Raw genomic sequence first — 24,723 nt, 5'->3', positions numbered from 1 at the left:
TCTTTCCAGGGCCTGGGCCGCTCAGGCCAGCGCCTGCACTGCCAAGCGCGGCAAGCCCGCCACCAGCTCGCGCCATCCCGGCAGTTCGGCCAGGCCCGGTTTGCGCTCGCCAAAGAACATGGCCATCAGATCGCCCTGCGCGTCGAAGGCCTCGACCGAGGTGACCACGCCATCGGCCGTGGGCTTTTGCACGGCCCAGACGCTGGCGATCATGTCGCAGCGCAGATGCAGGTTGAAGCCCGGGTCCAGCACATTGATCCATTGCGCTCCGCCGGGCGTGCCCATGGGCTGGATGTTGTGCACGGGGCCGTTATGGATCTGGATGCAGCCGCCGCTGTCCACGAAGACCATGATGGGCAGCCCGTCCACCGCCGCATCGCCCAGCAACTGGGCCACGGACTCGGGTGCCAGCCGCGCGCAATGGCAGGGGACCAGGCGGAAGGCTTGCTGGCGCTCCACGCCGAACCGGCGCAGCAGGTCGAAGAATTCATGCGTGTCCTGAAGGGCATCCCAGGCGGCGCTCAGGCCGTGCACGTCGATGACCTTGTCGGACTGCGGCAGCGCTCTGGGCCGGGCATGGCGAAACAGGTATCCCGCGCTGGGCTCGGCAAAGCGCCGTACCAGCGCATCCCACGCTGCCATGTCGGTGGACTCGCGCGCATGGACCTTGTGCACGGCGCGGCCGTGGGCATTGAAGAACTGCAGGCTGTGCGTGGCCGGCCTTCCAGCCTGGGCGGGCTGCTCGGTCACGGCATAGCCGGCATGCCATTGGGCAAAGAACAGGCGCAGGTCGATCTCGCGGCCCAGCGCCAATCCCACGCCACCGCTGGCCGAGAGCTTCTGGTACACGCCCGTCTTCTCATGCACCGTGGATTCATTGCGCGTGAGCGCCATCACGGTGCCGCAGTCCTGCAGCGCGCGCAGCACCTGCAGCCACTGCGCGCGCAGCGGCACGACCTGCAGGCCGCCGTCATGCAGGCCCGCGTGGGCGCCGATGGCGGCGCCTTCGGGCAGGCCCATGGATTCGGCGGCCTCCTTGGCACGCAGGCCGCTCTGGCGTGCCTGGGCAAAGCGCTGGCGCACGTCGGGCGCATTGACGGGAATCAGCAGGTCATCGCAGGCTGCGGCGGCGGTGGTGATCATTGCAGGGTCTCCAAAGGGGCATGCCAGAGCGCGTGGGCAACGGAGGGATGGCGGGTCTCGGCCGCCGCCTCGGCCCGGGGTGCGCGCTGCGCGGCGCTGGCCTCGGAGACCGCCTGCCAGCGCCGCTGCAGGCGTTGCAGCAAGGCCCGCATGTCCGGCGAAAAGCTGCTGTCGCCGGACAGGCCCTGCAGTTGATCGGCCACCTTGCCGGCAATGGCGGGCCGGTGGGCCTCGCAGCAACCGTGGCCGAAGCCGGTCATCAGCGCCAGCGTGGCGGCCAGCTGGGCCTCGCCTTCGGCCAGCAGGTATTCCTCGTCACGGGCAAGGCTTTCACTCTCGGTACGGTGCATGGGGCTCTCCTTGCGTTGCAAAACATCGTTGGGACACGGGTCGCGGCGCCTGGCCTTCAGGCGCCGGGCTTCAGAAATCCTTGATCAGCGAGACGCGCGCATGGCGCCCCGGCTGGCTGTAGGCGTCGGCAATCGCCGTGGTGGCCAGCAGGCCGCGCACATCGGACCAGCGCCAGTACTTCCTGTCGGTCAGGTTGTAGATGCCGGCGTTCAGGCGCAGGTCGGGGCGGATGCGCCACTGGGCGCTCAGGTCGGCGACGGTGGCCGAGGGGCTGAGCCAGGCGGCGTTGCCGTTGGACACGTCGCCGGGCTTCTTGCCGCTCCAGTGCGAGACGTTGAACTGCATGCCCACGGCAGAGCGCTCGTAGCGCACGCCCAGCACCAGTTGCTGGGGCGAGATGGTGTCCAGCGGCTTGTCGGACTGCGTGTCCTTGCCGTCGGTGTAGCCGTAGGCCAGGCGCGTCTGCCAGTCGCCGCCGGCCCAGCGGCCCCAGTCGTAGTCGGCCTTGAGTTCGAAGCCGCTGATGCGGGCGCGGCCCACGTTGATGGACTGGTAGATGGCGGGGTTGGCCGCGTTGCCGGGCTGGCCCGCAACCAGTTGCTGGTCGACGATGAAGTCCTTGTAGCGTCCCGTGAACACGGCGGCGTCCAGGCGCAGCCTGTCCATGCGCCCGCGCAGGCCCAGCTCGAAGGTCTGGCTCTTTTCGGGCCGCAGGTCGGGATTCGGAATGTTGCGGTAGAACGCCACCGGGTTCTCGAAGAAGGCGTTGATCTGGCCGGCATTGGGCGCCCGGAAACCTGCCGCATAGTTGCCATAGACGGACCAGACCGGGCTGGCCTGCAGCATCACGCCCAGCTTGGGCGAGAGCGCGGAGTCCGAGTTGCTGACCACGGTGGGCACAAAGCCGTTCTGCCGGGGCTTGATGCTGTAGTGCTCGGCGCGCAGGCCCGGGGTCACGCTCCAGGGGCCGTTGTGCAGTTCGGCCTGGGCGAACAGGGCGGTGGCGCTTTCGGTGGTGTCGGGGAAGCGCTTGAGCGGGAAGCTCTCGCCCACGGGCGGCGTGATGCCGTTTTGCACGTTGACCACCTTGTTGCGGAGGTAGTCCAGCCCGTACGTGAACTTGCCGCTGGCCAAGGAACTCCAGCGCAGCAGGCGGCTGGCCTGGGCGTGCAGCTGGATCGCGTCCTCGTCATAGGTCACGTCGCGCTCGCGGTACGGCAGGCCGATGCGCGTCTCGGTGACGAATTCGCGCGCGTCGGACTTCTGGTAGCTGGCCATCAGCTGCAGTTCGTCGGCCAGCGCCGTGCCCAGCTGCTGCCACTGGCCCTGCCAGCTGGCCCGCCAGCGCTTCATGTCGGTGCGCGAGTCGGAATTGGCCACGGTGGCCGAGCGCGCGGACAGCAGGGCGTAGTCGGCGCGCTTGTCCACGTTCTCGAAGGTGAAGACATGCTTTTGCACGGCGCTGGGCGTGAAGACCAGGCGGCCCATCAGCGACTCGCTGCGGTCTTTCTCGGGATTGGGCGTGGTGCGCGCCGCGCCCGTCACGTTGTTCGTGCCCATGTTCTCCAGCGCACGGGAGCGGCCCAGGCCCGCCGACAGCAGCCAGGCCCATTCCGGGCTGACTCGGCCCGCCACGGTGGCGCCCAGCTTGCGGCCGTTGTCCGAGCCGTCATAGCCGGCAGCAACGCGGCCGGCGATGCGCTTGTCCCTGCCCAGCAGATCGTCTGGCTGCACGGTCACGAAGTTGACCAGGCCGCCCATGCCGTCCGATCCATACAGCGCGGGCGTGGAGCCGCGCAGGATTTCCACGCGCTGCACCAGGCCCAGGTCCAGGTAGTCGCGGCCGAAGCTGTTGGCGCTGAAGCTGTAGCTGCGCGGCAGGCGCACGCCATCGACCAGCATGAGCACGCGGTTGCCATCCAGGCCACGGATGTTGAAGCCGCTGTTCTGGTCACGCCCGGCCGACGAGGCCGCCAGCGAGAAGCGCGCCGGGGCGCGCGGCACATCGACATTGGGCAGCAGGTTGACCATCTCGCGGATGTCGCTGGCCTGCTCGCGCTCCATGCGGCCGGCGTCGATCACGTCGATGCTCATGGGCAGGGTGTCAGGGTCCTGCACCTCGCGCGAGGCGCTGATCACCATCTCCTTGAGGGCCGGGGCACGGGTCCGTGCCCCGGGTGCGGCCTGCGCCAGCAATTGCGTGTCGGCATCTCCGGCGTTTGCGGCATTTGCCGCGTCTGCGGCGGCCTGCCCCGGCTCCTGGGCCAGGGCAGCGGAGGCGCACAGCAGCGCGCAGGCGGCGGCCAGGGGATGGCGCGCCCGCCGGGCGCATGATTGCATTGCGAAGTCGTAAGCCATTGCGAAGCCCTCTCTCTCTGATCAACATGAATGTGCGAGAGCTGGCTTCTGGTTGCAGCGGCTGGCGGTTGGCCCGCCAGCCGTTGGCGCGTCATGTGCTGGCTGGATGAAGAAAAATTATATGCGAATAGTTCTCATTCATTGATTTGATCTGGCGCACAGGCCCTGGAGCAATCCCTGCTGGCACACCGGGCTGCTGGACAGCCATCTGTGTGCCACCTGCGCCGGCAAGGCACGCGCCTGACAGCGCCGGAATGAAAAAAGGCCCGGATGCCGAGGCATCCGGGCCCTTTCTCACGCCTGTTCAGCTCAGTGGCGGATCAGGTGGTCGAAGGCCGACAGCGCAGCCGTGGAGCCGGCACCGGCAGCGATGATGATCTGCTTGTACGGCACGTTGGTGCAGTCGCCTGCGGCGAACACGCCGGGCACGCTGGTGTGGCCCTTGGCATCGATCACGATCTCGCCGAAGCGGGTCAGCTCCACCGTGCCCTTGAGCCAGTCGGTGTTGGGCAGCAGGCCGATCTGCACGAAGATGCCTTCCAGCGCCACGGTCTTGACCTCTTCCGTCGTGCGGTCCTTGTAGGTCAGGCCGGTGACCTTCTTGCCGTCGCCGTTGACCTCGGTGGTCTGGGCGTTGAGGATGACGGTCACATTGGGCAGGCTCTTGAGCTTCTTTTGCAGCACGGCATCGGCCTTGAGCTCGCTGGCGAACTCCAGCAGCGTCACGCTGCGCACGATGCCGGCCAGGTCGATGGCCGCTTCCACGCCCGAGTTGCCGCCGCCGATGACGGCCACATTCTTGCCCTTGAACAGCGGTCCGTCGCAGTGCGGGCAGTAGGTCACGCCCTTGGTGCGGTACTTGTCCTCGCCCGGCACGTTCATGTTGCGCCAGCGCGCGCCGGTCGAGAGGATGACGGTCTTGGCCTTGAGGCTGGCGCCCGAGGCAGTCTGCACCTCGATCAGCCCGCCTTCCGTGGCAGCCGGAATCAGTTTGGAGGCCGTCTGCAGGTTCATGATGTCCACCTCGTAGTCGCGCACATGGCGCTCCATGGCGGCGGCCAGTTGCGGGCCTTCGGTCTTGGAGACCGAGATGAAGTTCTCGATGTCCACGGTGTCCAGCACCTGGCCGCCGAAGCGCTCGGCGGCAATGCCGGTGCGGATGCCCTTGCGTGCCGCATAGATGGCAGCGGCCGCGCCGGCCGGGCCGCCGCCGACGATCAGCACGTCGAAGGCATCCTTGGCGGAAATCCTGGCCGCTTCACGCGAAGCGGCGCCGGTATCGACCTTGGCGACGATCTCGGCCAGCTCCATGCGGCCCTGGCCGAAGCGCTCGCCGTTCACAAAGACGGTGGGCACGCCCATGACTTCGCGCTGCTCGACTTCCTTCTGGAACAGCCCGCCGTCGATGGCGGTATGGCTGATCTTAGGATTGAGCACGGACATCAGGTTCAGCGCCTGCACCACGTCGGGACAGTTGTGGCAGGACAGCGAGTAATAGGTCTCGAAGTGCAGCGGCACGTCGATATTGCGCACCTGCTCCAGCAGTTCGGCCGATTCCTTGGACGGATGGCCGCCGACCTGCAGCAGGGCCAGCACCAGCGAGGTGAATTCATGGCCCAGGGGGACGCCTGCGAAACGCACGCCGCTGTCCACGCCGGGATTGGTGATCAGGAAGGAGGGCTTGCGCACCTCGGCGTCGTTGTGCTCGACGACGGTGATCTTGTCGCTCAGCTCGCGGATTTCCAGCAGCAGTTCCTTCAGCTCGCGCGCACCCTGGCTGTCATCCAGCGAAGCCACCAGCTCCACCGGACGCTGCAGGCGCTCCAGGTAGGCCTGCAATTGGGCTTTCAGGTTGTTGTCAAGCATGTCGGACTCCTAGGGAAATACGAATTTTCGGAAAAAAAAGCCCGGGCGCCAGGCACCCGGGCGTCTTCAACAGTTCAACTGTGAACAGGAAGCGGTGTACCGCTTAGATCTTGCCGACCAAGTCGAGCGAAGGAGCCAGGGTCTTGTCGCCTTCTTCCCACTTGGCGGGGCAGACTTCACCGGGGTGGTTGCGGACGTACTGGGCAGCCTTGACCTTGCGCAGCAGATCGACGGCGTTGCGGCCAATGCCTTCGGCGGTGATTTCCACGGCCTGGATCACGCCATCGGGATCGACGATGAAGGTGCCGCGGTCAGCCAGGCCCTGGCCGGGACGCAGGACTTCGAAGTTGTTGCTGATTTCCCAGGTGGGGTCGCCCAGCATCGTGTACTTGATCTTGCGGATGGTGTCAGACGTGTCGTGCCATGCCTTGTGCACGAAGTGGGTGTCGGTGGACACGGAGAACACTTCCACGCCCAGCTTTTGCAGTTCGTCGTAGTGGTCGGCCACGTCGCCCAGCTCGGTGGGGCACACGAAGGTGAAGTCAGCGGGGTAGAAGAAGAACACGGCCCACTTGCCCAGGACGTCCTTTTCGGTCACTTCGATGAACTTGCCATTCTTGAAGGCCTGCGTCTTGAAGGGCTTGATTTGGGTGTTGATCACGGACATTGCTGTTTCCTTTGTGGTTGGTGAGTGAACACAGGACGAAGTCTAGGCCCAGGCCATCGATTGATCCAATGAATTGATTGAATTCATTCGATTGCCAAAAACTATGCGAACATCCTTGTCTCCAGGCCTGCGGGCTTGACCAGCCCGCCACCGGCCTGAAGAGGCTATTTTGGGCCGAAATATGACAAGGCAATGCAGCAACCCCGCAGCCGCGTCAGCATGCCGGCCCGCAAACGAGAACGCGCCTCATAAGCAGCCAATGCGTGATAACAGGGGTTTGCTTGATCTGACGCAGAAACCCTAGACAATCCACCCCTATAGCGGCCGGCGATCGGCGCGGTCCCCCACGTACAACAAAGGAGTTCCCCATGCAAGGCGACGCACAAGTCATCACCTGGCTGCAAGCCCAGCTCAAGAACGAGCTGACGGCCATCAACCAGTACTTCCTGCACTACCGCATGTACAAGCACTGGGGCTTCGACAAGCTGGCCAAGAAGGAATACAAGGAGTCCATCGGCGAGATGAAGCACGCCGACTGGCTCATGGACCGCATCTTCGTGCTCGACGGCCTGCCCAACCTGCAGGACCTGGGCAAGCTGCAAGTCGGCGAGGACGTGCCCGAAGCCCTGGCTTGCGACCTGAGCAGCGAGAAAACCGCGCAGCAGACCATCAAGGACGGCATCGCCCACTGCGAAAGCGTGCGCGACTACGTCTCGCGCGACCTGCTGCAAAAGATCCTGGACGATACCGAGGAGCACATCGACTACCTCGAAACCCAGCTGGACCTGATCGACAAGGTCGGCATCCAGAACTATCTGCAGTCGCAGATGGACGAAGAGTCCTGAGCACTCAGGGGCGGCGGCACAGGCCGCGCCCCGCACGCGAAACGACGGGCCTGTGTGCCCGTTTTTTCATCTCCTGGCCCAGCTATCGGTCACTCGTCGGCGTATCGCAGCGGGAACAGAAGCAGAAAGGTCGTGCCGGTCTGCGCGGCCGACTGCACCTCGATCGTGGCGTCCAGCAATTCCGCCAGCCGCTTGACGATGGACAGGCCTATCCCCTCGCCTGCGCCGCTGCGGTAGCGGGCCGCCGCGACGCCGGGCCGTGGCTCGCCCCCGGCGCGGACCTCTGCGGAGGCCGCCGACGTCAGATGGCCCGAAGGGTCCAGGTCCGTGGCGTGCTTGAGGGCGGCAACCAGGGGCGCCGCCGGCTCCATGCCGGGGCCCGTATCCCCGATGGAGAGCATCCAGCGGCGCTGGTCCTCCCCATCACCAAGGGCCCACTTCACCGTGACGCCGCCCTCCTGGGTGTACTTGAGCGCGTTGAGCACCAGGTTCTGCGCGATGCGGCGCAGTTTCAAGGCATCCCCCTCCACCGGCATCGTCCCCGGCCCCTGCAGGTGCAGGTACAGGCCGCGATCGTTGGCCAGGGCCTGCAGTCCCTCGCACAGATGGGTGATCACCTGGGCTGCGTCAAAGGAGGTCAGCTGGCGATGCTCGCGCCCGGCATGCAGCTTGGCCAGCTCCGTCACGTCATCCAGCAGATGTCGCAGCGACTGGACGTTGCGGTCCAGCATGCGCAGGAGTTTCTCGCGCGACTGCGCCGGCGCATGCTGCATGCCCAGGCCATGCGTCACATTGGCCACCACGCCGACGTTGCTGCGCAGGTCATGCGCAACCTGCTCCCACAGTTGCGAGCGCTGCAGGTCCAGCGCGCTCAGGTCATGCAGCGCCGCTTCCAGGTCCCGGACATGGCCCTCGGCCTCCTGCTGCTGCAGGCGGAAATACTGGGTGCTGCTGTCCTGAACGTCGCGGGTATAGGTGGCGGCCCAGGCCTTGCGCGCAACGGGCATGGCGACGTGCGCATCAGGGCGCCCCTGGGCATAGTCCTCCAGCTGCGCCACCATGACTTCGTTGAGCAGCCCCAGCTCGCGCACGACTTCATGCAGGTCATAGCCCTGCTGCCAGCGGTGCAGGCCGTGGGCGGCGGCCTGCTCGCCATCGCCCGGCGGCTCGGCGGTGTCTGCCGGTGCACCGCCCAGGGTCCGCAGTTGCTGCTCGAACGCGGCCAGCACGGCCGGGATGTGATCGTTCAGCTGGGTTCGGGGAAGCGCCTCACCAGCGGTCAGCGCCGGGTCCCGCCTGACGGCCTTGCGCCATGTCTGCAAGAGTCCTTCGCGCTGCGCCTCTAGGGCGTCTGCCAGTATGCAGAGTTCATTTCCTTGGCTTGTCATGGATCGGCATCCGGGCGGTCTGTGGATAGGGAAAAAATGCGCTGCGCCGATGATGGTAAGGCCAAAAACCCGGCCGATCAGGCACGGGCTGGCGTGCCTACAGGCCGGTGGGAAAGTGCACGCCCGCGCGCTGGGCCGCCTGCACGATGTGGGTGGCCATGGCCTGCTGGGCCAGCTCGGGATGGCCGCGGGACAGGGCATCGATGATGGCCGCATGCTCCTCGGTGGTCGCATGCCGTGCGCCCCGCTTGTAGAACGGCAGGCGCTGGCTTTCCTGCATGACCTCGCCGCTGCCGCGCAGCACGTCGGCGATGGCATGGTTGCCCGAGATGGTGGCGATCTGCAGGTGGAACTCGAAATCCAGTCGCGTGGCCTGCACGAAATCGGCCCGCTCTATGCTCTGCTGCATGGCCTGCAGATTGGCCTGCAGGGCCTGCACATCCTCAGGCTGCACCACCAGGGCCGCCAGGCGCGCCACAAAGCCCTCCAGCGCGTAGCGCAGCTGATAGACATCGGTGAGCGCATGCGAGTCGGCAAAGCGCCATGCGTCTGCGGCCGCAGCCTCGGGCGCCTCGGTCACGTACATGCCCTTGCCAGGCCGGGCCACGACCAGGCCCAGCCCCTGCAGCGTGGACAGCGCCTCGCGCAGCGAGGTGCGGCTGATGCCCAACTGCTCCGACAGGTCGCGCTGCGAAGGCAGAAGCGAGCCCACCGGATACACGCCGCCCTCGATCCACTCGCGGATCACGCGGGCGGCATTGCCGGCAACGGCGGTGCTGGCAGGGTTGCCGGCGGGTGTGCTGATGGCGGTGCTGGGTTCCATGCGTTGGCGGATCTCTGGCCCGGGGGCGGTGCGCCGATCTTAGCGACTGCGCGCCTCGCCCGCCGGTTCACGCGCCCTGTCCGGCGCTACTTGTTGACCAGTTTGGCGGGCACGGTATAGGTCAGGAAGGCCCCGAACAGCAGCACGCCGGCCAGCACGAACATGGCCGCATTGGTGCTCTGCGTCGCATCCTTGATGAGGCCGATCATGTAGGGGCTGATGAAGCCGGCCAGGTTGGCGAAGGAGTTGATCAGCGCAATGCCGGCCGCCGCGCCTGCGCTGGACAGGATGGCCGTGGGCAGGCTCCAGAACAGTGGCGAGGTTGCCAGGCTGCCGCCCGCGGCCAGCGCCAGGGCGGCCAGCGACAGGTAGACGTTGCCGCTGAAGATGGCCGACAGCATCAGGCCCGCCGCGCCCACGCAGAACGGAACGATCAGGTGCCAGCGGCGCTCGCGCATGCGGTCCGAGCTGCGGCTGACCAGGTTCATGGACACCACGGCCACCGAAAACGGCACGGCCGTCAGCAGGCCGATCTGGAAGGCACCCTCCACGCCCGACTGGCGGATCAGGCTGGGCAGCCAGAACGTGAGCCCGTACTGGCCCATGACGGTGCAAAAGCAGATCATGGCCATCTTGATGATGCGCGGGTCGGAAAACAGTGCGCGCAGCGTGACGTGGCTGTCGCTCTTGCTGGCGTTCTCGCGAGCGATGTTGCGCTCCAGCAGGGTCTTTTCCGCCTCGGTCAGCCAGCGCGCTGCGCGGATGCTGTTGTCCAGGTACCAGAGCACGGCCAGGCCCAGGATCAGCGAGGGAATGGCCTCGATCAGGAACAGCCATTGCCAGCCGCGCAGCCCCGCCACGCCCTGCATCAGGTCCATGATGCCGCCCGACAGCGGTCCGCCCAGGATGCCCGAGACCGGGATCGCGCACATGAACAGCGCCACCATGCGGGCGCGCCGGTACGAGGGAAACCAGTAGGTCATGTACAGGATCATGCCGGGGTAGAAACCGGCCTCGGCCGCGCCCAGCAGGAAGCGCAGCACGTAGAACTGCGTGGGCGTGGTCACGAACATCATGGCCGCCGAGATCAGGCTCCACATGATCATGATCCGCGAGATGGTGGCCTTGGCTCCTATGCGGTGCATCAGCATGTTGCTGGGCACCTCGAAGAAGAAATAGCCGATGAAGAACAGCCCGGCGCCCAGGCCGTACATGGCCTCGCTGAACTGCAGGTCGGCCAGCATGTGCAGCTTGGCAAAGCCCACGTTCACCCGGTCCAGATAGGCCGCCACGTAGCAGGCCATGATGAAGGGCAGCAGGCGCCAGGCCACCTTGCGGTAGACGGCTACCTCGGCCGGCGTTTCGCTGGACAGCGCCGGGGCCGCGCCGGCGGCCTCGGCGGATGCGGGAAGTGATGACATCAGGAAGTCCTTGGTTGAAAGGTTGCGATCAACTGGTATGACCGGTCTGAAAATACGGAGCGAATGTTGCCCTTCCCGCCGGCCAATGCACACTCGCATTTACCCGAACCACCACAAATGACGCGCAGGACATAGGCTGGCGTCACTCAGGTTTGACAAAATCCCCAGGCAACAGCAAACTGGTAATACCAGTATGAAAACAAGAGGCAGTACTTCGTGAATACCTTGTCAGAGACCCGCCCCGCCCGCCTTCGCCTGCGCGTCCAACCGCTGACCGCCGAAGCCTTTGCCGAGTTTGGCGAGGTCATCGACAGTGCAGGCCACACGCCGCTGCTGATCAATGACGGCATGACCGAGCGCTACCATGCCCTGGCCCGCGTGGACACGGGCGGCAGCGAGGGCCATGCGCTGATCAACCTGTTCCACGCCCGCCCCTATGCGCTGCCCCTGCAGCTGACGAGCATGGAGCGCCATCCCCTGGGCAGCCAGGCCTTCATGCCGCTGGACGCCCAGCCCTTCATCGTGGTGGTTGCGCCCCTGGGAGAGCAGGTGGCGCCCGGCGACCTGCGCGCCTTCATCACCAACGGACGCCAGGGCGTGAACTACCGCCGCGGCGTCTGGCACCACTCGCTGATTGCCCTGAACGCGCCCGCGCGCTTCATCGTGGTGGACCGGGGAGGCCCTGGCGACAACTGCGACGTGGTGCCCATCGGCGATGCCGAAGGCGTTGTGCTGGAGCTGGACAGCGCGCAGGACTGAATGGCCCTGCCCCAATGAACAAAGCCGCCCGAGGGCGGCTTTGTTCATTGGGCGACGGCGGCTCAGGCAGGCACCAGGAAGTCGCGGCTGATGCCCTGACCCAGGTCGTGCACGCGATCCAGGAACTGCGTGAGATAGGCGTGCAGGCCCGTGGCCAGGATTTCGTCGATGCGCGCATAGCGCAGGTCAGCCAGCAGGCGGCCCGCCTTGCGCTGGGTCTCGCGCGACTGGTCGTTGGCCACGCTTTCCAGGTTGGCCACCACTTCCAGCATGCTGGCCAGCAGCGAGCGCGGCATGTCGCTGCGCAGCATCAGCAGCTCGGCCACGCGCTCGGGCGTGATCACGTCGCGGTAGACCTTGCGGTAGACCTCGAAGGCCGAGACGCTGCGCAGCAGCGCGCTCCAGTGGTAGAAGTCGAAGGGCGTGGCCCCTTTGCCCGACGCTCCGTTGCGCGCGCTGCCATGGTAGTCGCGCTCGATGGCGTGGAATTTCACGTCCAGCAGGCGCGCCGTGTTGTCGGCGCGCTCGATGAAGGTGCCCAGGCGCAGGAAGTGGAAGGCCTCGTCCTGCAGCATGGTGCCCAGTGTCACGCCGCGCGACAGGTGCGAGCGGTGCTTGACCCATTCGAAGAACTGGCCCGGATCGCGCTCCCAGTCCCCCTCGGCCAGCAGGCGCTTGAGTTCCAGCCAGGTCTGGTTCTGGGTCTCCCAGGCCTCGGTGGTCAGCGCCCCGCGCACGGCACGCGCATTCTCCCGCGCAGCGCGCAGGCAGGAGGCGATGGACGAGGAGTTGCTCTCGTCGCGCACCATGAAGTGCAGCACGGCCTCTCGCTGCACCTCGCCGTGGCGGGAGGCATAGGCGGGGATCAGCTCGCTGATGGACAGCACGCCCTGCCAGGCCTTGCGCGCCGCCTGAGGCGCCTGGGGCAGCATGGAAGTGTCATAGGAGACGTTGAGCATGCGGGCAGTGTTCTCCGCACGCTCCGTGTAGCGGGACATCCAGTACAGATGATCGGCAGTACGGCTGAGCATTCAATGTCCTCCCTCGTTTGACTCACCGGCCCCGAGCACCCAGGTGTCCTTGGTGCCGCCGCCCTGTGATGAATTGACCACCAGCGAGCCTTCCTTGAGCGCCACGCGCGTGAGGCCGCCGGCCACCATGCGTACCTGATTGCCGCTGAGCACGAAGGGACGCAGGTCGATATGCCTTGGCGCGATGCCCTGCTCCACCAGGGTGGGGCAGGTGGACAGCGCCAGCGTGGGCTGCGCGATGTAGCCGCCGGGATTGGCGATGAGCGCGCGGCGGAAATCCTCTATCTCGCCGCGCGAGGCGGCAGGCCCGATCAGCATGCCGTAGCCACCGGCGCCGTGGACTTCCTTGACCACCAGCTCATCCAGGTGGTCGAGCACGTAGCGCAGGTCGTCGGGCTTGCGGCACAGCCAGGTCGGCACGTTCTGCAGAATGGGTTCCTCGCCCAGGTAGAAGCGGATCATCTCCGGCACATAGGGATAGACCGATTTGTCGTCGGCCACCCCCGTGCCCGCCGCATTGCAGATGCTGACGTTGCCCGCGCGGTAGGCGCGCATGAGGCCGGGGCAGCCCAGCGTGGAGGTGGGACGGAAGACTTCGGGGTCCAGAAAATCATCGTCCACGCGCCGGTAGATCACGTCCACGCGCTGCAGGCCGCGCGTGGTGCGCATGTAGACCACGTCCTTGTCCACCACCAGGTCCTGGCCCTCGACCAGCTCCACGCCCATCTGCTGGGCCAGGAAGGCGTGCTCGAAGTAGGCGCTGTTGTACATGCCGGGCGTGAGCACCACCACCGTGGGCTCGGGCGTGCCGGCCGGAGCGCTGGCGCGCAGCGTCTCCAGCAGCATGTCGGGATAGTGGGCCACGGGCTCCACGGGATGACGGGAGAACAGGTCGGGGAACAGCCGCATCATCATGCGGCGGTTCTCCAGCATGTAAGACACGCCCGAAGGCACGCGCAGGTTGTCCTCCAGCACGTAGTACACGCCCTCGCCCTGGGCATTGGCGGCACGCACGATGTCGATGCCGGCGATGTGGGCGTAGATGCCGCCCTGCACGGCAAGGCCCCGCATCTCGGGGCGGTACTGGCTGTTGTTCAGCACCAGCTCGCGCGGCAGCAGGCCCGCGCGCAGGATTTCCTGGTCGTGGTAGACGTCGTGCAGAAAGCGGTTGAGCGCCGTCACGCGCTGCACCAGGCCTGCCTGCATGCGCTCCCATTCATGGGACGGGATGACGCGCGGAATCAGGTCGAAGGGAATGAGGCGCTCGGTGCCGGCGCCACTTTCATCCTTGTCGCCGTAGACGGCGAACGTGATGCCTACGCGCCGGAAGATGATCTCGGCCTCGGCGCTGCGCGCTCGCAGCGTCTGTTCGGACTGGCGCGCAAGCCATTGCGCATAGTCCTTGTAGTGCAGGCGCACATCGCTGCCGTCGAACGGCGTCATCGTGTACATCTCGTCAAATGGATGCATTCGTCACCTCCTGTCGCTGCATGTGTACGAGGTAAAGCAAGCTGCGGGCCAGCCCTCGTATCGCACCAGTGTAGCGATAGGTAACCTCAATCCGGACAAGCGGTATCCAGCATATGCCGGCTGCGCGGCCATCGGCACCCGTCCTATCCGCCCTGCCTCTGCGTGATGTGCCTGACGTGCGTGACATGCATGTCCCAGTAACGGCGCGCCCGCTCCCGCTCGCAGACCAGCTGTGCGGGATCGGCAGAGCGCCAATGCGCTGCGCCGCAGCGGGCCGACTGCACCACGCTGGAGCCGTTGGCCTCATAGCGCCGCACCACCTCGGGGACCGGGTGTCCATAACGGCTGCGGTATCCCGCCTGCACCATGGCCCAGCGCGGTGCCAGGGCCCGCACCAGAGCGGTGCTCGATGAGGTGCGGCTGCCGTGGTGCGGCACCAGCAGCCACTGCACGGGCGTGAGGGCGCCGGCCTGCGCCAGCGCCCTTTCCTGTGCAGCCTCGATATCCCCGGCCAGCAAGGCCTGCACCCCGGATGCCGAACGCAGCAGCAGCACGCAGCTGCCCGCATTGGCGTGGGCCAGGGCCTGCGCGGCCGGCAGCGGTTCGCCCGCGGGTGGATGCAGCACCTGCATCTGCACGCCATCCCACTCCCACTGCTGGCCGGCCTCGCAGCGGCGCACGGCGCCCAGGCCGGCCAGAGCGGGGTCCAGGATCACGGAGTCCGATCCCCAGACCTCGGCCTGCGGCTGCGCGGCATGCACGGCCAAGGCACCGCCCGTATGGTCGCCGTCGCGGTGGCTGAGCCACAGCGCATCCAGGCGCAGCCCCAGGGCCTGCAGCAGCGGCACCAGCACCCGTTCGCCGGCATTGCTGTCCATGCCGTACTGCGGACCCGTGTCATACAGCAGGGCGTGCCGGGCCGTGCGCAGCAGCACGGCATTGCCCTGGCCTATGTCCACGGCCATCAAATCGAACTCGCCATGCGCCGGTGCGGCCGGCGGCCACCACAGGGCCGGCAGGCACATGGCCAGGCCCCAGCAACGCCATCCGGCCGGCACCGGAGCCACCAGCGCCAGGCCTGCACCCAGCGCAGCCAACCCCGCCCACAGCGGCGGCTGCGGCAGCTGCAACACGGCCCAGCCCCACCGGTCCAGCCACTGCAGCAGTTCCAGCAGCGGCGCCAGCGCCAGCGCCGCGCCCGTCCAGAGCGGGGGCCACAAGGCCCCCAGCAAGGCCAGTGGCGTGACCACGAAAGTCACCCAGGGAATCGCGGCCAGATTGGCCAGCAGCCCCGACAGCGACAGCTGGCCAAACAGCATCAGCCCCAGCGGCGCCAGCGCCAGAGTGATGCGCCACTGCTCACCCCACAACGCCAGGGCTCGGGCGGGCAGCGACGGCCGCACCGCGCCCTGCATGCGTGCATCGGTCGCCAGCAGCACGCCCACGGCGACAAAACTCAGCCAGAAGCCCGCCTGCCACAGGGCCCAGGGATCGAGCACGACAACCACGGCCAGCGCCAGGCACCACACGGCGGGCCAGGGCCAGCGCAGCCCTGTGACGCGCAACGCGGCCACCGTTGCCAGCATGCACACCGTGCGCTGCGCCGGCAGACCCCAGCCGCTGAACAGGGCATAGCCGCCCGCCAGCAGCACGCCGGCCAGCAGCGCCGCCTGCGGTGCCGGGCACCACAGACAGGCCCGGGCACTGCAACGCCACAGTCGCCCCACGACCAGCGCAGCCAGCCATGCGAACAGGGTGATATGCAGTCCGGAAATACTCATCAAATGGGCCACGCCGGTATGGCGGAACAGCGTCCAATCGTCACGCGCAATGGCCTGCTGATCGCCCATGGCCAGGGCGGCCACCACGCCCAGCATGCGCGGCGACTGCGCGGGGTCCATGCCTACGCGCTGCATGGCTTGCGCGAGTGCGGCTGCCCGGTTCACGATGGCCTCGCGCATCTGCTGGCGCCAGCGCTGCAGGGCGTAGGCGCCGGTGTCGGCCAGCAGGCTCGCCGCTGGCTGTTCGCGCACATAGCCCGTGGCCTGCACGCCCTGCTCCCACTGCCAAAGCTCATAGTCGAAACCGTGGGGATTGCGCGCGCCATGCGGGCGCTTGAGCCGCACGGTCAGGTCCCAGCGCTGGCCCGGGCGCAGGACGGGCAGCGACGCTGCGGCGCCCTTGGACGCCCGGCCCCGGGCTGCGTACCAGGACAGCTCGATCAACCCGGGAAACGGCGCCAGGGCCTCTTCGCTGCCCGCGATCTGCGCCTGCTCCACGGCCATGCGCCAGCGCACGCCCTGGGCCATGTTCTGGGGCAGCGATGCCACGACGCCGACGATGCGCAGGTCACGCCCTTCCAGCTGCGGCGACAGCGCGTGGCCCGCAAAGTCCTGGGCACGCCAGCCTGTCAGGCCGGCCGCCAGCGAGGCTGCGCAAGCGGCGACCCACAGGCCGCTGACCGCGCCGCGGCGGCCGCCGGCCCGGGCCCGCCGGACCTGCCCTGACAGACACAGCAAGGCCAGGCCCATCATCAGCAGATACATCCACAGCGGCCACAGCTGCGGCTGCGTGACCTGCCAGGCGGCACCGACCACGCAGCCGAGCAGCCACGGCGTCCACGAAGACGATGAAGGAGTGGGTGCAGGGACCACAGCGCGCATCCAGGCATGCTAAAAGCAGGTGCCTCGAAGCCACCGTGCTCCGACTCAGATTCGGACAAGAATCAGACTGGAGCATGCCCAGCCCCTGACATGCCAAGGTGCACGGGGGCTGTGTCACACTGTCCGCCACCCCGGCACTGGCGCCGGATTTTTCTTGTCTCGAAGGAATCAACGATGAGCGTTTACGAACAACTGAAGGCCCTGAACATCGAACTGCCGTCGCCTGCCATCCCGGCGGCAGCCTACGTGCCCTATGTGCAGACGGGCAATCTGGTGTTCCTGAGCGGACATATCGCACGCAAGGACGGCAAGGTCTGGGCAGGCCAACTGGGCCGTGATCTGCAGACTGCCGACGGCCAGCAGGCCGCGCGCGCCATCGCCATCGACCTGATGGGCACGCTCCAGCACGCCGCCGGCGGCGACCTGGGCCGCGTGCGCCGCATCGTCAAGCTGATGTGCCTGGTCAACTCCACGGGCGACTACACCGAGCAGCATTTGGTGGCCAACGGCTGCAGCGAGCTGCTGGGCCAGGTCTTCGGCGATGCCGGCACGCATGCGCGCAGCGCCTTCGGCGTGGCCCAGATCCCGCTGGGCTCCTGCGTGGAAATCGAGCTGATCGCCGAACTGGCCTGATCGGCATGCCGCCGCACGGCGCCGCCGTGCTCGCAGGCGGCTAGAAACTCTCCCATTGGCCATCCTCGGCTGCCGGTGCGGCGGGCCGGGGCGCCGAGGCCAGCTTGGGCGCCGCCTCCCTTGCTGCGGCAGGCCGCGCGGCAACCGGCCCGACAGCCGCAGGCGCCACGGCTGCTGCCGGCCGCCTTGGCGCTGCGGCCGCGCTGTGCGCAGTGCGCACCGCCGGCGCAGCCTGCCTTGCGAGCGTCGTCGGCGAGGGCGCCAGGTGCGCCACCTTGAACACCGCCACAGTCCGCGACAGCTGCTCGGCCTGCTCTCGCAGGCTTTGCGCCGCGGCCGCGCTTTGCTCGACCAGGGCCGCGTTCTGCTGCGTCATCTGGTCCAGCTGTCCCACGGCCTGATTGACCTGGGCCACGCCCGCGCTTTGCTCCGAAGAGGCCGCCGTGATCTCGCCGATGGTGTCGGCCACGCGCTGCACGGACTGCACGATGCCCTCCATGGTGGTGCCGGCATCGCCCACCAGGCGGGCGCCGTCCTCCACCCGTTCCACCGAAGCGCCGATGAGCTGGCGTATCTCCTTGGCAGCCGCCGCGCTGCGCTGGGCCAGCGTGCGCACCTCGCTGGCCACCACGGCAAAGCCCCGGCCCTGCTCGCCGGCGCGGGCCGCCTCCACGGCGGCGTTCAGCGCCAGGATATTGGTCTGGAAGGCAATGGAGTCGATGACGCCGACGATGTCGGCAATCTGCCGGCTGCTGTCGTTGATGCCTTTCATGGTCTCGACCACCCGGGCCACGACCTCACCGCCGCGCTGGGCCACCTGTGACGCGCCCGCCGCCAGGCTGCTGGCCTGCTGCGCACTGCTGGCGCTTTGCTGCAGCGTGCTGGTGAACTGCTCCATGGCGGCCGCGGTCTCCTGCAGGTTGCTGGAGGTCTGCTCGGTGCGCACGGACAGGTCGTGGTTGCCGGTGGCAATCTCGGCACTGGCGATGGCAATGCTGTCCGTGCTCTGGCGCACCTGCTGCACCATGCCCGACAGCGATTCGCTCATGGCCTGCAGCGAGCGCAGCAGGTCGCCGAATTCGTCAGCGCGCTGTGTCTGTCCCTGCGCCGCTGCGCTCAGGTCGCCTGCGGCAATGCGTTCGGCCAGTTCCCTGGCCTGGGCCAGGGGACGGCGGATGCTGGCAATCAGGAAATGGGCGCCGATGACGATGCACAGCAGCAGCACGCCCACGGCCGCAGCGGCAAAACCCACGGTGAGCCTGCGCGAGGCTGCCGTCTCTTCCTGGCTGCTGCGCACCACCTGCTCCTGCATCTGCACGAAGTCGCGCAGCGACTGCATATAGGCATCCACGGCAGGGTTGTAGGATTGCTTGACCAAGGCCAACGCCTGCTCCTGCCGGCCATCGGCCTTGAGCTGGCGTGCCTGGGCACGCAGTTCGATCATGGTCTTGCGGGCTGCCGCAATCCTGGCCATCTGCGCCTTGTCTGCGTCGGACAGGGGCATGGCTTCCAGTGATTTCTGCACCTCGGTGATCCGCGCCGAGGTGGCGCTGATCACGTCCTTGAACTCGGCCTCGACGGCAGCATCACTGCTGACCACCAGGGCCTGGGTGCGGGCCGCATTGGTTTCGGTCAGCCCCATCCAGCGCACGGCGGCCTGGACCCGCGCCTGCATCTCCTGGGTGACAACCTCGGACCGGGCCTGGACCTGGGCCGAGCGATAACCCGACAAGCCGACCACGCCCACCAGCGCCACCACGATGGCGGCCACGGCAAGCCACAGCTTGTGTGCCATGCGAAGTCGCAGCATATCCAGTCTCCCTCATGTTGGAAGACTCCATGTTGAGGCCTGCAGCAGGGCCCGGAGGCCGGAAAAACCCAGAGAAAACCCCTGATCCGCCCCTTTCGCAAAAGGCATTGCAGGGGCAGATGCGCTCTTTACTCCACGCGCGTCACGCTTTGCGGCTTGAAGCCCAGGTCGGCCGACTTGCCCTTGCGGCCGCGCGTGCCACGGGCATTGTTGAGACTGCGGATCTCCAGCGTCTCGCTGCGCTCCTTGCCGCCGCGGCCCAGGCCATCGATGCGGATGCTGCGCGTGTAGGCGGCAGCGCCCGCCAGGGTGTCCTTGTCCTCCAGGTCGAGCAGCATCAGCCCGCGACCGCCCTTGGCCATGTGCTTGAGGCTGGCGATCTCGAAGGTGAGGATGCGGCCGCCCGTGGAGGCGCAGATCACATGCGTGGCCGGCAGCAGCAGGCCCGCGCCCTGCTCGCCTTCCTGCGGCTCGGCGCGTGCGCCCATGGGCACGCCGTAGGCCGTGGACGGGGCGCACAGCGTCTCGCCGTCGGCCAGCGTCACGAAGGCCTTGCCCGCCTTCTGGCGCGAGACCATGTCGCCCACCATGGCCACGAAGCCGTAGCCGCCCGACCCCGACAGCAGCAGCGCCGTTCCTTCGGCTCCCGCGAAGTAGTACAGGATCTGGGTGCCGGCCTCCAGCTCGATGAGCGTGGTCACGGGCTGGCCATCGCCGCGCCCGCCGGGCAGCTGCGACACCGGCACCGAATAGACCCGGCCATTGCTGCCGAAGGCCAGCAGCTGGTCCACCGTGCGGCACTCGAAGGTGCCGTGCAGGCTGTCGCCGGCCTTGAAGCTGAGCGTGCCCGCATCGACGCCATGGCCCTGGCGCGTGCGCACCCAGCCCTTGTCCGAGATGATGACCGTCACGGGCTCATCGACCACCTTGACTTCGGCGACCACCTTCTTTTCTTCCTGGATCAGCGTGCGGCGCGCATCGGCGAACTGCTTGGCGTCGGCCTCGATCTCCTTGCAGATCAGGCGGCGCATGACGCTCTCGCTGCCCAGGATGTCTTCGAGCTTGCCCTGCTCGACGCGCAGTTCCTTGAGTTCCTGCTCGATCTTGATGGCCTCCAGCCGCGCCAGCTGGCGCAGGCGGATTTCCAGAATGTCGTCGGCCTGGCGCTCGGACAGCGCAAAGGCATCGATCAGCGCCTGCCTGGGCTCGTCGCTGGCCCGGATGATGGCGATGACCTTGTCGATGTTCAGCAGCACGGCCTGACGGCCTTCGAGGATGTGGATGCGGTCCAGCACCTTGGCCAGCCGGTGCTGGCTGCGCCGCGTGACCGTGGTCTGGCGGAAGGCGATCCATTCCTCGAGCATCAGGCGCAGGCTTTTCTGCACCGGCCGGCCATCCAGGCCGATCATGGTCAGGTTGATGGAGCTGGACGACTCCAGGCTGGTGTGCGCCAGCAGCGCCGTGACCAGCTCCTGCTGCGGCACCTTGCCGGTCTTGGGCTCGAAGACCAGGCGCACGGGCGCATCCTTGCTGGACTCGTCGCGCACGCCATCGAGCACCGCCAGCATGCTGGCCTTGAGCTGGGTCTGTTCCTGGCTCAGCGCCTTCTTGCCGGTCTTGACCTTGGGGTTGGTGATGTCCTCGATCTCTTCGAGCACCTTCTGCGCAGAGACGCCGGGCGGCAGCTCGGTCACCACCATCTGCCACTGGCCGCGCGCCAGCTCCTCGATCTTCCAGCGCGCGCGCAGCTTGAGGCTGCCGCGCCCCGTGCGGTAGGCATCCTGGATGTCGGAGGCGCTGCTGATGATCTGCCCGCCGCCCGGATAGTCGGGGCCGGGGATGATCTGGAACAGTTCCTCGTCGCTGAGCTGCGGCCGCTTGATCAGGGCAACGCAGGCGTCGGCCACCTCGCGCAGGTTGTGGCTGGGGATTTCCGTGGCCAGGCCCACGGCAATGCCGCTGGCGCCGTTGAGCAGGGCGAACGGCAGGCGCGCGGGCAGCTGCTGCGGCTCCTGCGTGCTGCCGTCGTAGTTGGGCACGAAGTCCACCGTGCCCATGTCGATCTCGTCGAGCAGCAGGCCCGTGATCTTGGACAGGCGCGCCTCGGTATAGCGCATGGCCGCTGCGCCGTCGCCGTCGCGGCTGCCGAAATTGCCCTGGCCATCGACCAGCGGATAGCGCTGGTTGAAGTCCTGGGCCATGCGCACCAGCGCGTCGTAGGCCGACTGGTCGCCGTGCGGGTGAAAGCGACCCAGCACATCGCCGACCACGCGCGCGCTTTTGACGGGCTTGGCCGCCGTGTTGTGGTTGGGGCCGCTGTAGCTCAGGCCCATGCGGTCCATGGCATACAGAATGCGCCGCTGCACGGGCTTGAGGCCGTCGGTGACATCAGGCAGTGCCCGGCCCTTGACGACCGACAGTGCGTATTCAAGGTAGGCGCGCTGTGCGTACTGGCCCAGGTCCAGGGCATCGCCGGCCGCCTGTTGGGCCAGATCCAGAGTGTTTTGATCGCTCATGAAGAAATTCGTGATCTCAATAAATGCAGTGAAGGCCGCTCATCGCGGCGATGGCAGCCCTGTGGACAAGGTCATCCGTATCCGGGGCGCTGTGCCAGGCTGTGCCGCCGCCGCAGGCGCTGCCTGGCCCGCACGCTGGCGCCCGCCCTGCAGCTGCTCGTAGATACCGAGCACGGCCTTCACGTAATTGCGGGTTTCCTGATAGGGAGGAATGGCCTGCCCCGCACGCCGCACGGCACCCTCGCCCGCGTTGTAGGCGGCCAGCACCAGGTCCAGCCGCCCGGGGAACAGCCCCATCAGATGGTTGAGGTAGCGCGCGCCGGCCGGCACGTTGACGGCCGGGTCGGCCAGTTGCTGCTGCACGCTGCGCTGGCGGCTGGCCTCCACGCCGAAGCGCTGGGCCGTGGCGGGCATCAGCTGCATCAGGCCGACTGCGCCCTTGGGCGAGATGGCCTGCGCGTCAAAGCCCGACTCGACGGCAATCACGGCCTTGAGCAGGTCGTAGTCCACCCCCGTGTGGTCCGCCGCCTTGCGCAGGTGGCCGCGCACGCTCTTGTAGCGCGGCGAGATGTCGAAGAAGCTTTGCATCCGCGTGCTCGCCTGCAGCCTGCGCCCGGCATCGCTGCCGCCGTCATCGTCGGCAGCGGCCTCGGCTTCCACCAGCGGGGGCTTGAGTCCCTGCTCGGTGCTGTCATACAGCGAGCCGCGGAAGTAGAGCTTGTAGCGCTCGTCCAGCGCCTGCGCGGCGAAGTGCGTGATGCCGCGCTCGTCCACGAAGGCCCAGAGATCGGCATGCGCGGGCTGCGCCCCCCCCCACAGCGCCAGGGCCGCGCCCAGCGCTGCAAGCGCGCGCGCGGCAGCGGCGCGCGCAGGGTGCGGGCGGTGCGGAAGGTGCTGTGGGGCAGCCGGGCGCAGGGGCATGGGGATCAGATATCCACTTCGATGGCGTCGCCGTGCAACTCCATCAGCTCGCGGCGCGCCGCAGCCTCGCCCTTGCCCATCAGCTTGGTGACGACCTGCTCGGCCGCCGCAAAGTCCAGATTCATGAACTGCACGGGCAGCAGGCGGCGCGTGTCGGGGTTGAGCGTGGTTTCCCACAGCTGCTCGGCATTCATCTCGCCCAGGCCCTTGAAGCGGCTGATCTGGCATTTCTCGCGCGGCACGCCATCCTTGGCGGACTTGTCGAGGATAGCGGTCAGCTCGCCCTCGTCCAGCGCGTACATCTTGGCTGCTGGCTTCTTGCCGCGCGCAGGCACATCGACGCGGAACAGCGGCGGAAGCGCCACATGGATGTGGCCGGCCTCGATGAGCTTGGGGAAGTGGCGGAAGAACAGCGTGAGCAGCAGCACCTGGATGTGCGAGCCGTCCACGTCGGCATCCGAAAGAATGCAGATCTTGCCGTAGCGCAGGCCGGACAGGTCGGGCGTGTCATGGGGGCCATGCGGGTCCACGCCGATGGCCACCGAGATGTCGTGGATCTCGTTGTTGGCGAACAGGCGGTCACGGTCGACTTCCCAGGTGTTGAGCACCTTGCCGCGCAGGGGCAGCACGGCCTGGGTTTCCTTGTCGCGTCCCATCTTGGCGCTGCCGCCGGCCGAGTCGCCCTCGACCAGGAAGACCTCGTTCAGGCTCAGGTCGCGGCTTTCGCAATCGGTGAGCTTGCCGGGCAGCACGGCCACGCCCGAGCCCTTGCGCTTTTCGACCTTCTGGCCCGCCTTCTGGCGGGTCTGGGCAGCCTTGATGGCGATCTCGGCCAGCTTGCGGCCCCATTCCACATGCTCGTTGAGCCACAGCTCCAGCGCAGGGCGAACGTAGCCGCTGACCAGACGCACGGCATCGCGCGAGTTCAGGCGCTCCTTGATCTGGCCCTGGAACTGCGGGTCCAGCACCTTGGCATTGAGCACGTAGCTGGCGCGCGCGAAGACGTCGTCAGGCATGAGCTTGACGCCCTTGGGCAGCAGCGAATGCATCTCGATGAAGGCCTTGACCGCCTGGAACAGGCCGTCGCGCAGGCCGCTGTCGTGCGTGCCGCCGGCCGTGGTGGGGATCAGGTTGACATAACTTTCGCGCAGCGGCGCGCCATCCTCGGTGAAGGCCACACACCAGGCGGCGCCCTCGCCTTCGGCAAAGCTGTCGTGGTTGCGGTCGGCAAAGCCCTCGCCTTCGAACAGGGGGATGACGGCCTCGCCATGCAGGCTTTGCTGCAGATAGTCGCGCAGGCCGCCCTTGAACTGCCAGGTCTGGGTGTCGCGCGTCTTCTCGTTGACCAGGGTCACCGACACGCCGGGCATGAGCACGGCCTTGCTGCGCAGCAGATGCATCAGCTCGCCCATGGGCAGCTGGGAGGATTCGAAGTAGCGGGCATCGGGCCACACGCGCACGGTCGTGCCCTGCTTGCGTTCGCCTGCGGCCAGCGGCCGCGATTGCAGGGGCTCGACCACGTCGCCGCCCGAGAAGGCGATGGTGGCCACCTTGCCCTCGCGGTGGATGCAGGCCTCAAGGCGCGTGGCCAGCGCATTCGTGACCGAGACGCCCACGCCATGCAGGCCGCCCGAGAAGCTGTAGGCGCCGCCTTTGCCCTTGTCGAACTTGCCGCCCGCATGCAGGCGGGTGAAGACCAGCTCCACCACGGGCGCCTTTTCCTCGGGGTGCATGCCGAAGGGGATGCCCCGGCCGTCGTCCTCGACGCTGTAGGAGCCGTCGGAATGCAGGGTGAAGCGGATTTTCTTGCCGAAGCCGGCCAGCGCCTCGTCGGCCGCGTTGTCGATCACCTCCTGCAGCACATGCAGGGGGTTGTCGGTGCGCGTGTACATGCCGGGACGCTGCTTGACGGGCTCCAGGCCCTTGAGCACGCGTATCGAGCCTTCGGAGTATTCGCTGGCGGAAGTAGGAGATGGTTTGACTGCCATGGGGGCGGATTGTAGTGCGCGGCCCGGCTCAGTGCTGGATACATTCACAGTCATTGACATTGACTATCCC

At 67.3% G+C, this 24,723-nt stretch carries 18 protein-coding genes; 3 read left to right on the top strand and 15 right to left on the bottom strand.

Annotated features, from left to right (window positions below; genetic code table 11):
- Nucleotides 1-21 precede the first annotated feature (21 nt).
- The 5 genes from ACF8LI_RS06665 to ahpC form a co-directional block, all read right to left on the bottom strand.
- Nucleotides 22-1,143, bottom strand: coding sequence for a hemin-degrading factor (locus tag ACF8LI_RS06665; protein ID WP_392414717.1), 1,122 nt, complete (start codon nt 1,141-1,143; stop codon nt 22-24).
- Nucleotides 1,140-1,493: a hypothetical protein gene (locus ACF8LI_RS06660; RefSeq protein WP_016447606.1), complete on the bottom strand. Its 354-nt coding sequence runs from the start codon at nt 1,491-1,493 to the stop codon at nt 1,140-1,142. The genes ACF8LI_RS06665 and ACF8LI_RS06660 overlap by 4 nt, the downstream gene beginning before the upstream one ends.
- A gap of 70 nt (nt 1,494-1,563) precedes the next feature.
- A complete protein-coding gene (locus ACF8LI_RS06655; RefSeq protein WP_392414718.1) occupies nt 1,564-3,852 on the bottom strand; it encodes a TonB-dependent hemoglobin/transferrin/lactoferrin family receptor in 2,289 nt (762 codons plus the stop codon).
- A gap of 309 nt (nt 3,853-4,161) precedes the next feature.
- Nucleotides 4,162-5,718 carry an alkyl hydroperoxide reductase subunit F gene (ahpF, locus tag ACF8LI_RS06650; protein WP_016451263.1) on the bottom strand — a complete coding sequence of 519 codons (1,557 nt, stop codon included), beginning with the start codon at nt 5,716-5,718 and terminating at the stop codon, nt 4,162-4,164.
- A 103-nt stretch (nt 5,719-5,821) separates the two neighbouring features.
- The gene (gene ahpC / locus ACF8LI_RS06645) at nt 5,822-6,385 is read right to left on the bottom strand and encodes an alkyl hydroperoxide reductase subunit C (RefSeq protein ID WP_012206871.1); all 564 of its coding nucleotides are present in this window, start codon (nt 6,383-6,385) and stop codon (nt 5,822-5,824) included.
- Nucleotides 6,386-6,753: 368 nt separating this feature from the next.
- Between ahpC and bfr the strand changes: the two genes are divergently transcribed.
- Nucleotides 6,754-7,230: a bacterioferritin gene (gene bfr, locus ACF8LI_RS06640; RefSeq protein ID WP_016447611.1), complete on the top strand. Its 477-nt coding sequence runs from the start codon at nt 6,754-6,756 to the stop codon at nt 7,228-7,230.
- A gap of 89 nt (nt 7,231-7,319) precedes the next feature.
- On the opposite strand, the gene ACF8LI_RS06635 is transcribed toward bfr, so the two are convergent.
- The 3 genes from ACF8LI_RS06635 to ACF8LI_RS06625 form a co-directional block, all read right to left on the bottom strand.
- Entirely contained in the window at nt 7,320-8,618 is a 1,299-nt protein-coding gene (locus ACF8LI_RS06635; protein WP_016447612.1) for a sensor histidine kinase, read from the bottom strand.
- A gap of 97 nt (nt 8,619-8,715) precedes the next feature.
- Nucleotides 8,716-9,441 carry a FadR/GntR family transcriptional regulator gene (locus tag ACF8LI_RS06630; RefSeq protein WP_016447613.1) on the bottom strand — a complete coding sequence of 242 codons (726 nt, stop codon included), beginning with the start codon at nt 9,439-9,441 and terminating at the stop codon, nt 8,716-8,718.
- An 86-nt stretch (nt 9,442-9,527) separates the two neighbouring features.
- The gene (locus ACF8LI_RS06625; protein WP_392414719.1) at nt 9,528-10,862 is read right to left on the bottom strand and encodes an MFS transporter; all 1,335 of its coding nucleotides are present in this window, start codon (nt 10,860-10,862) and stop codon (nt 9,528-9,530) included.
- 216 nt (nt 10,863-11,078) lie between these two features.
- Here ACF8LI_RS06625 and ACF8LI_RS06620 point away from each other — a divergent pair, with 216 nt between their 5' ends.
- Nucleotides 11,079-11,621: an ureidoglycolate lyase gene (locus tag ACF8LI_RS06620; protein WP_046238231.1), complete on the top strand. Its 543-nt coding sequence runs from the start codon at nt 11,079-11,081 to the stop codon at nt 11,619-11,621.
- Nucleotides 11,622-11,683: 62 nt separating this feature from the next.
- Here the strand turns inward: ACF8LI_RS06620 and ACF8LI_RS06615 are convergent, their stop codons facing one another.
- From ACF8LI_RS06615 to ACF8LI_RS06605, 3 genes are all read right to left on the bottom strand, one after another.
- Nucleotides 11,684-12,652, bottom strand: coding sequence for an alpha-E domain-containing protein (locus tag ACF8LI_RS06615; protein ID WP_016447616.1), 969 nt, complete (start codon nt 12,650-12,652; stop codon nt 11,684-11,686).
- Nucleotides 12,653-14,122: a circularly permuted type 2 ATP-grasp protein gene (locus ACF8LI_RS06610; RefSeq protein ID WP_016447617.1), complete on the bottom strand. Its 1,470-nt coding sequence runs from the start codon at nt 14,120-14,122 to the stop codon at nt 12,653-12,655.
- Between the two features lie 143 nt (nt 14,123-14,265).
- Nucleotides 14,266-16,785 carry a DNA internalization-related competence protein ComEC/Rec2 gene (locus ACF8LI_RS06605; RefSeq protein ID WP_392414720.1) on the bottom strand — a complete coding sequence of 840 codons (2,520 nt, stop codon included), beginning with the start codon at nt 16,783-16,785 and terminating at the stop codon, nt 14,266-14,268.
- Nucleotides 16,786-16,959: 174 nt separating this feature from the next.
- Here ACF8LI_RS06605 and ACF8LI_RS06600 point away from each other — a divergent pair, with 174 nt between their 5' ends.
- Nucleotides 16,960-17,418: a RidA family protein gene (locus ACF8LI_RS06600; RefSeq protein WP_012206880.1), complete on the top strand. Its 459-nt coding sequence runs from the start codon at nt 16,960-16,962 to the stop codon at nt 17,416-17,418.
- 40 nt (nt 17,419-17,458) lie between these two features.
- On the opposite strand, the gene ACF8LI_RS06595 is transcribed toward ACF8LI_RS06600, so the two are convergent.
- The 4 genes from ACF8LI_RS06595 to ACF8LI_RS06580 form a co-directional block, all read right to left on the bottom strand.
- Nucleotides 17,459-19,228, bottom strand: coding sequence for a methyl-accepting chemotaxis protein (locus tag ACF8LI_RS06595; RefSeq protein ID WP_392414721.1), 1,770 nt, complete (start codon nt 19,226-19,228; stop codon nt 17,459-17,461).
- Between the two features lie 128 nt (nt 19,229-19,356).
- Entirely contained in the window at nt 19,357-21,744 is a 2,388-nt protein-coding gene (gene parC / locus ACF8LI_RS06590) for a DNA topoisomerase IV subunit A (protein WP_016447621.1), read from the bottom strand.
- Nucleotides 21,745-21,783: 39 nt separating this feature from the next.
- Nucleotides 21,784-22,665: a lytic transglycosylase domain-containing protein gene (locus tag ACF8LI_RS06585; RefSeq protein WP_392414722.1), complete on the bottom strand. Its 882-nt coding sequence runs from the start codon at nt 22,663-22,665 to the stop codon at nt 21,784-21,786.
- A gap of 5 nt (nt 22,666-22,670) precedes the next feature.
- A complete protein-coding gene (locus tag ACF8LI_RS06580; RefSeq protein ID WP_016447623.1) occupies nt 22,671-24,653 on the bottom strand; it encodes a DNA topoisomerase IV subunit B in 1,983 nt (660 codons plus the stop codon).
- Nucleotides 24,654-24,723 lie beyond the last annotated feature (70 nt).

The sequence above is a fragment of the Delftia sp. WSY_12 genome, assembly GCF_043104645.1.
GTDB classification, from domain to species: Bacteria; Pseudomonadota; Gammaproteobacteria; order Burkholderiales; family Burkholderiaceae_C; genus Comamonas; species Comamonas tsuruhatensis.
This window is presented reverse-complemented; position numbering and strand designations above follow the sequence as displayed.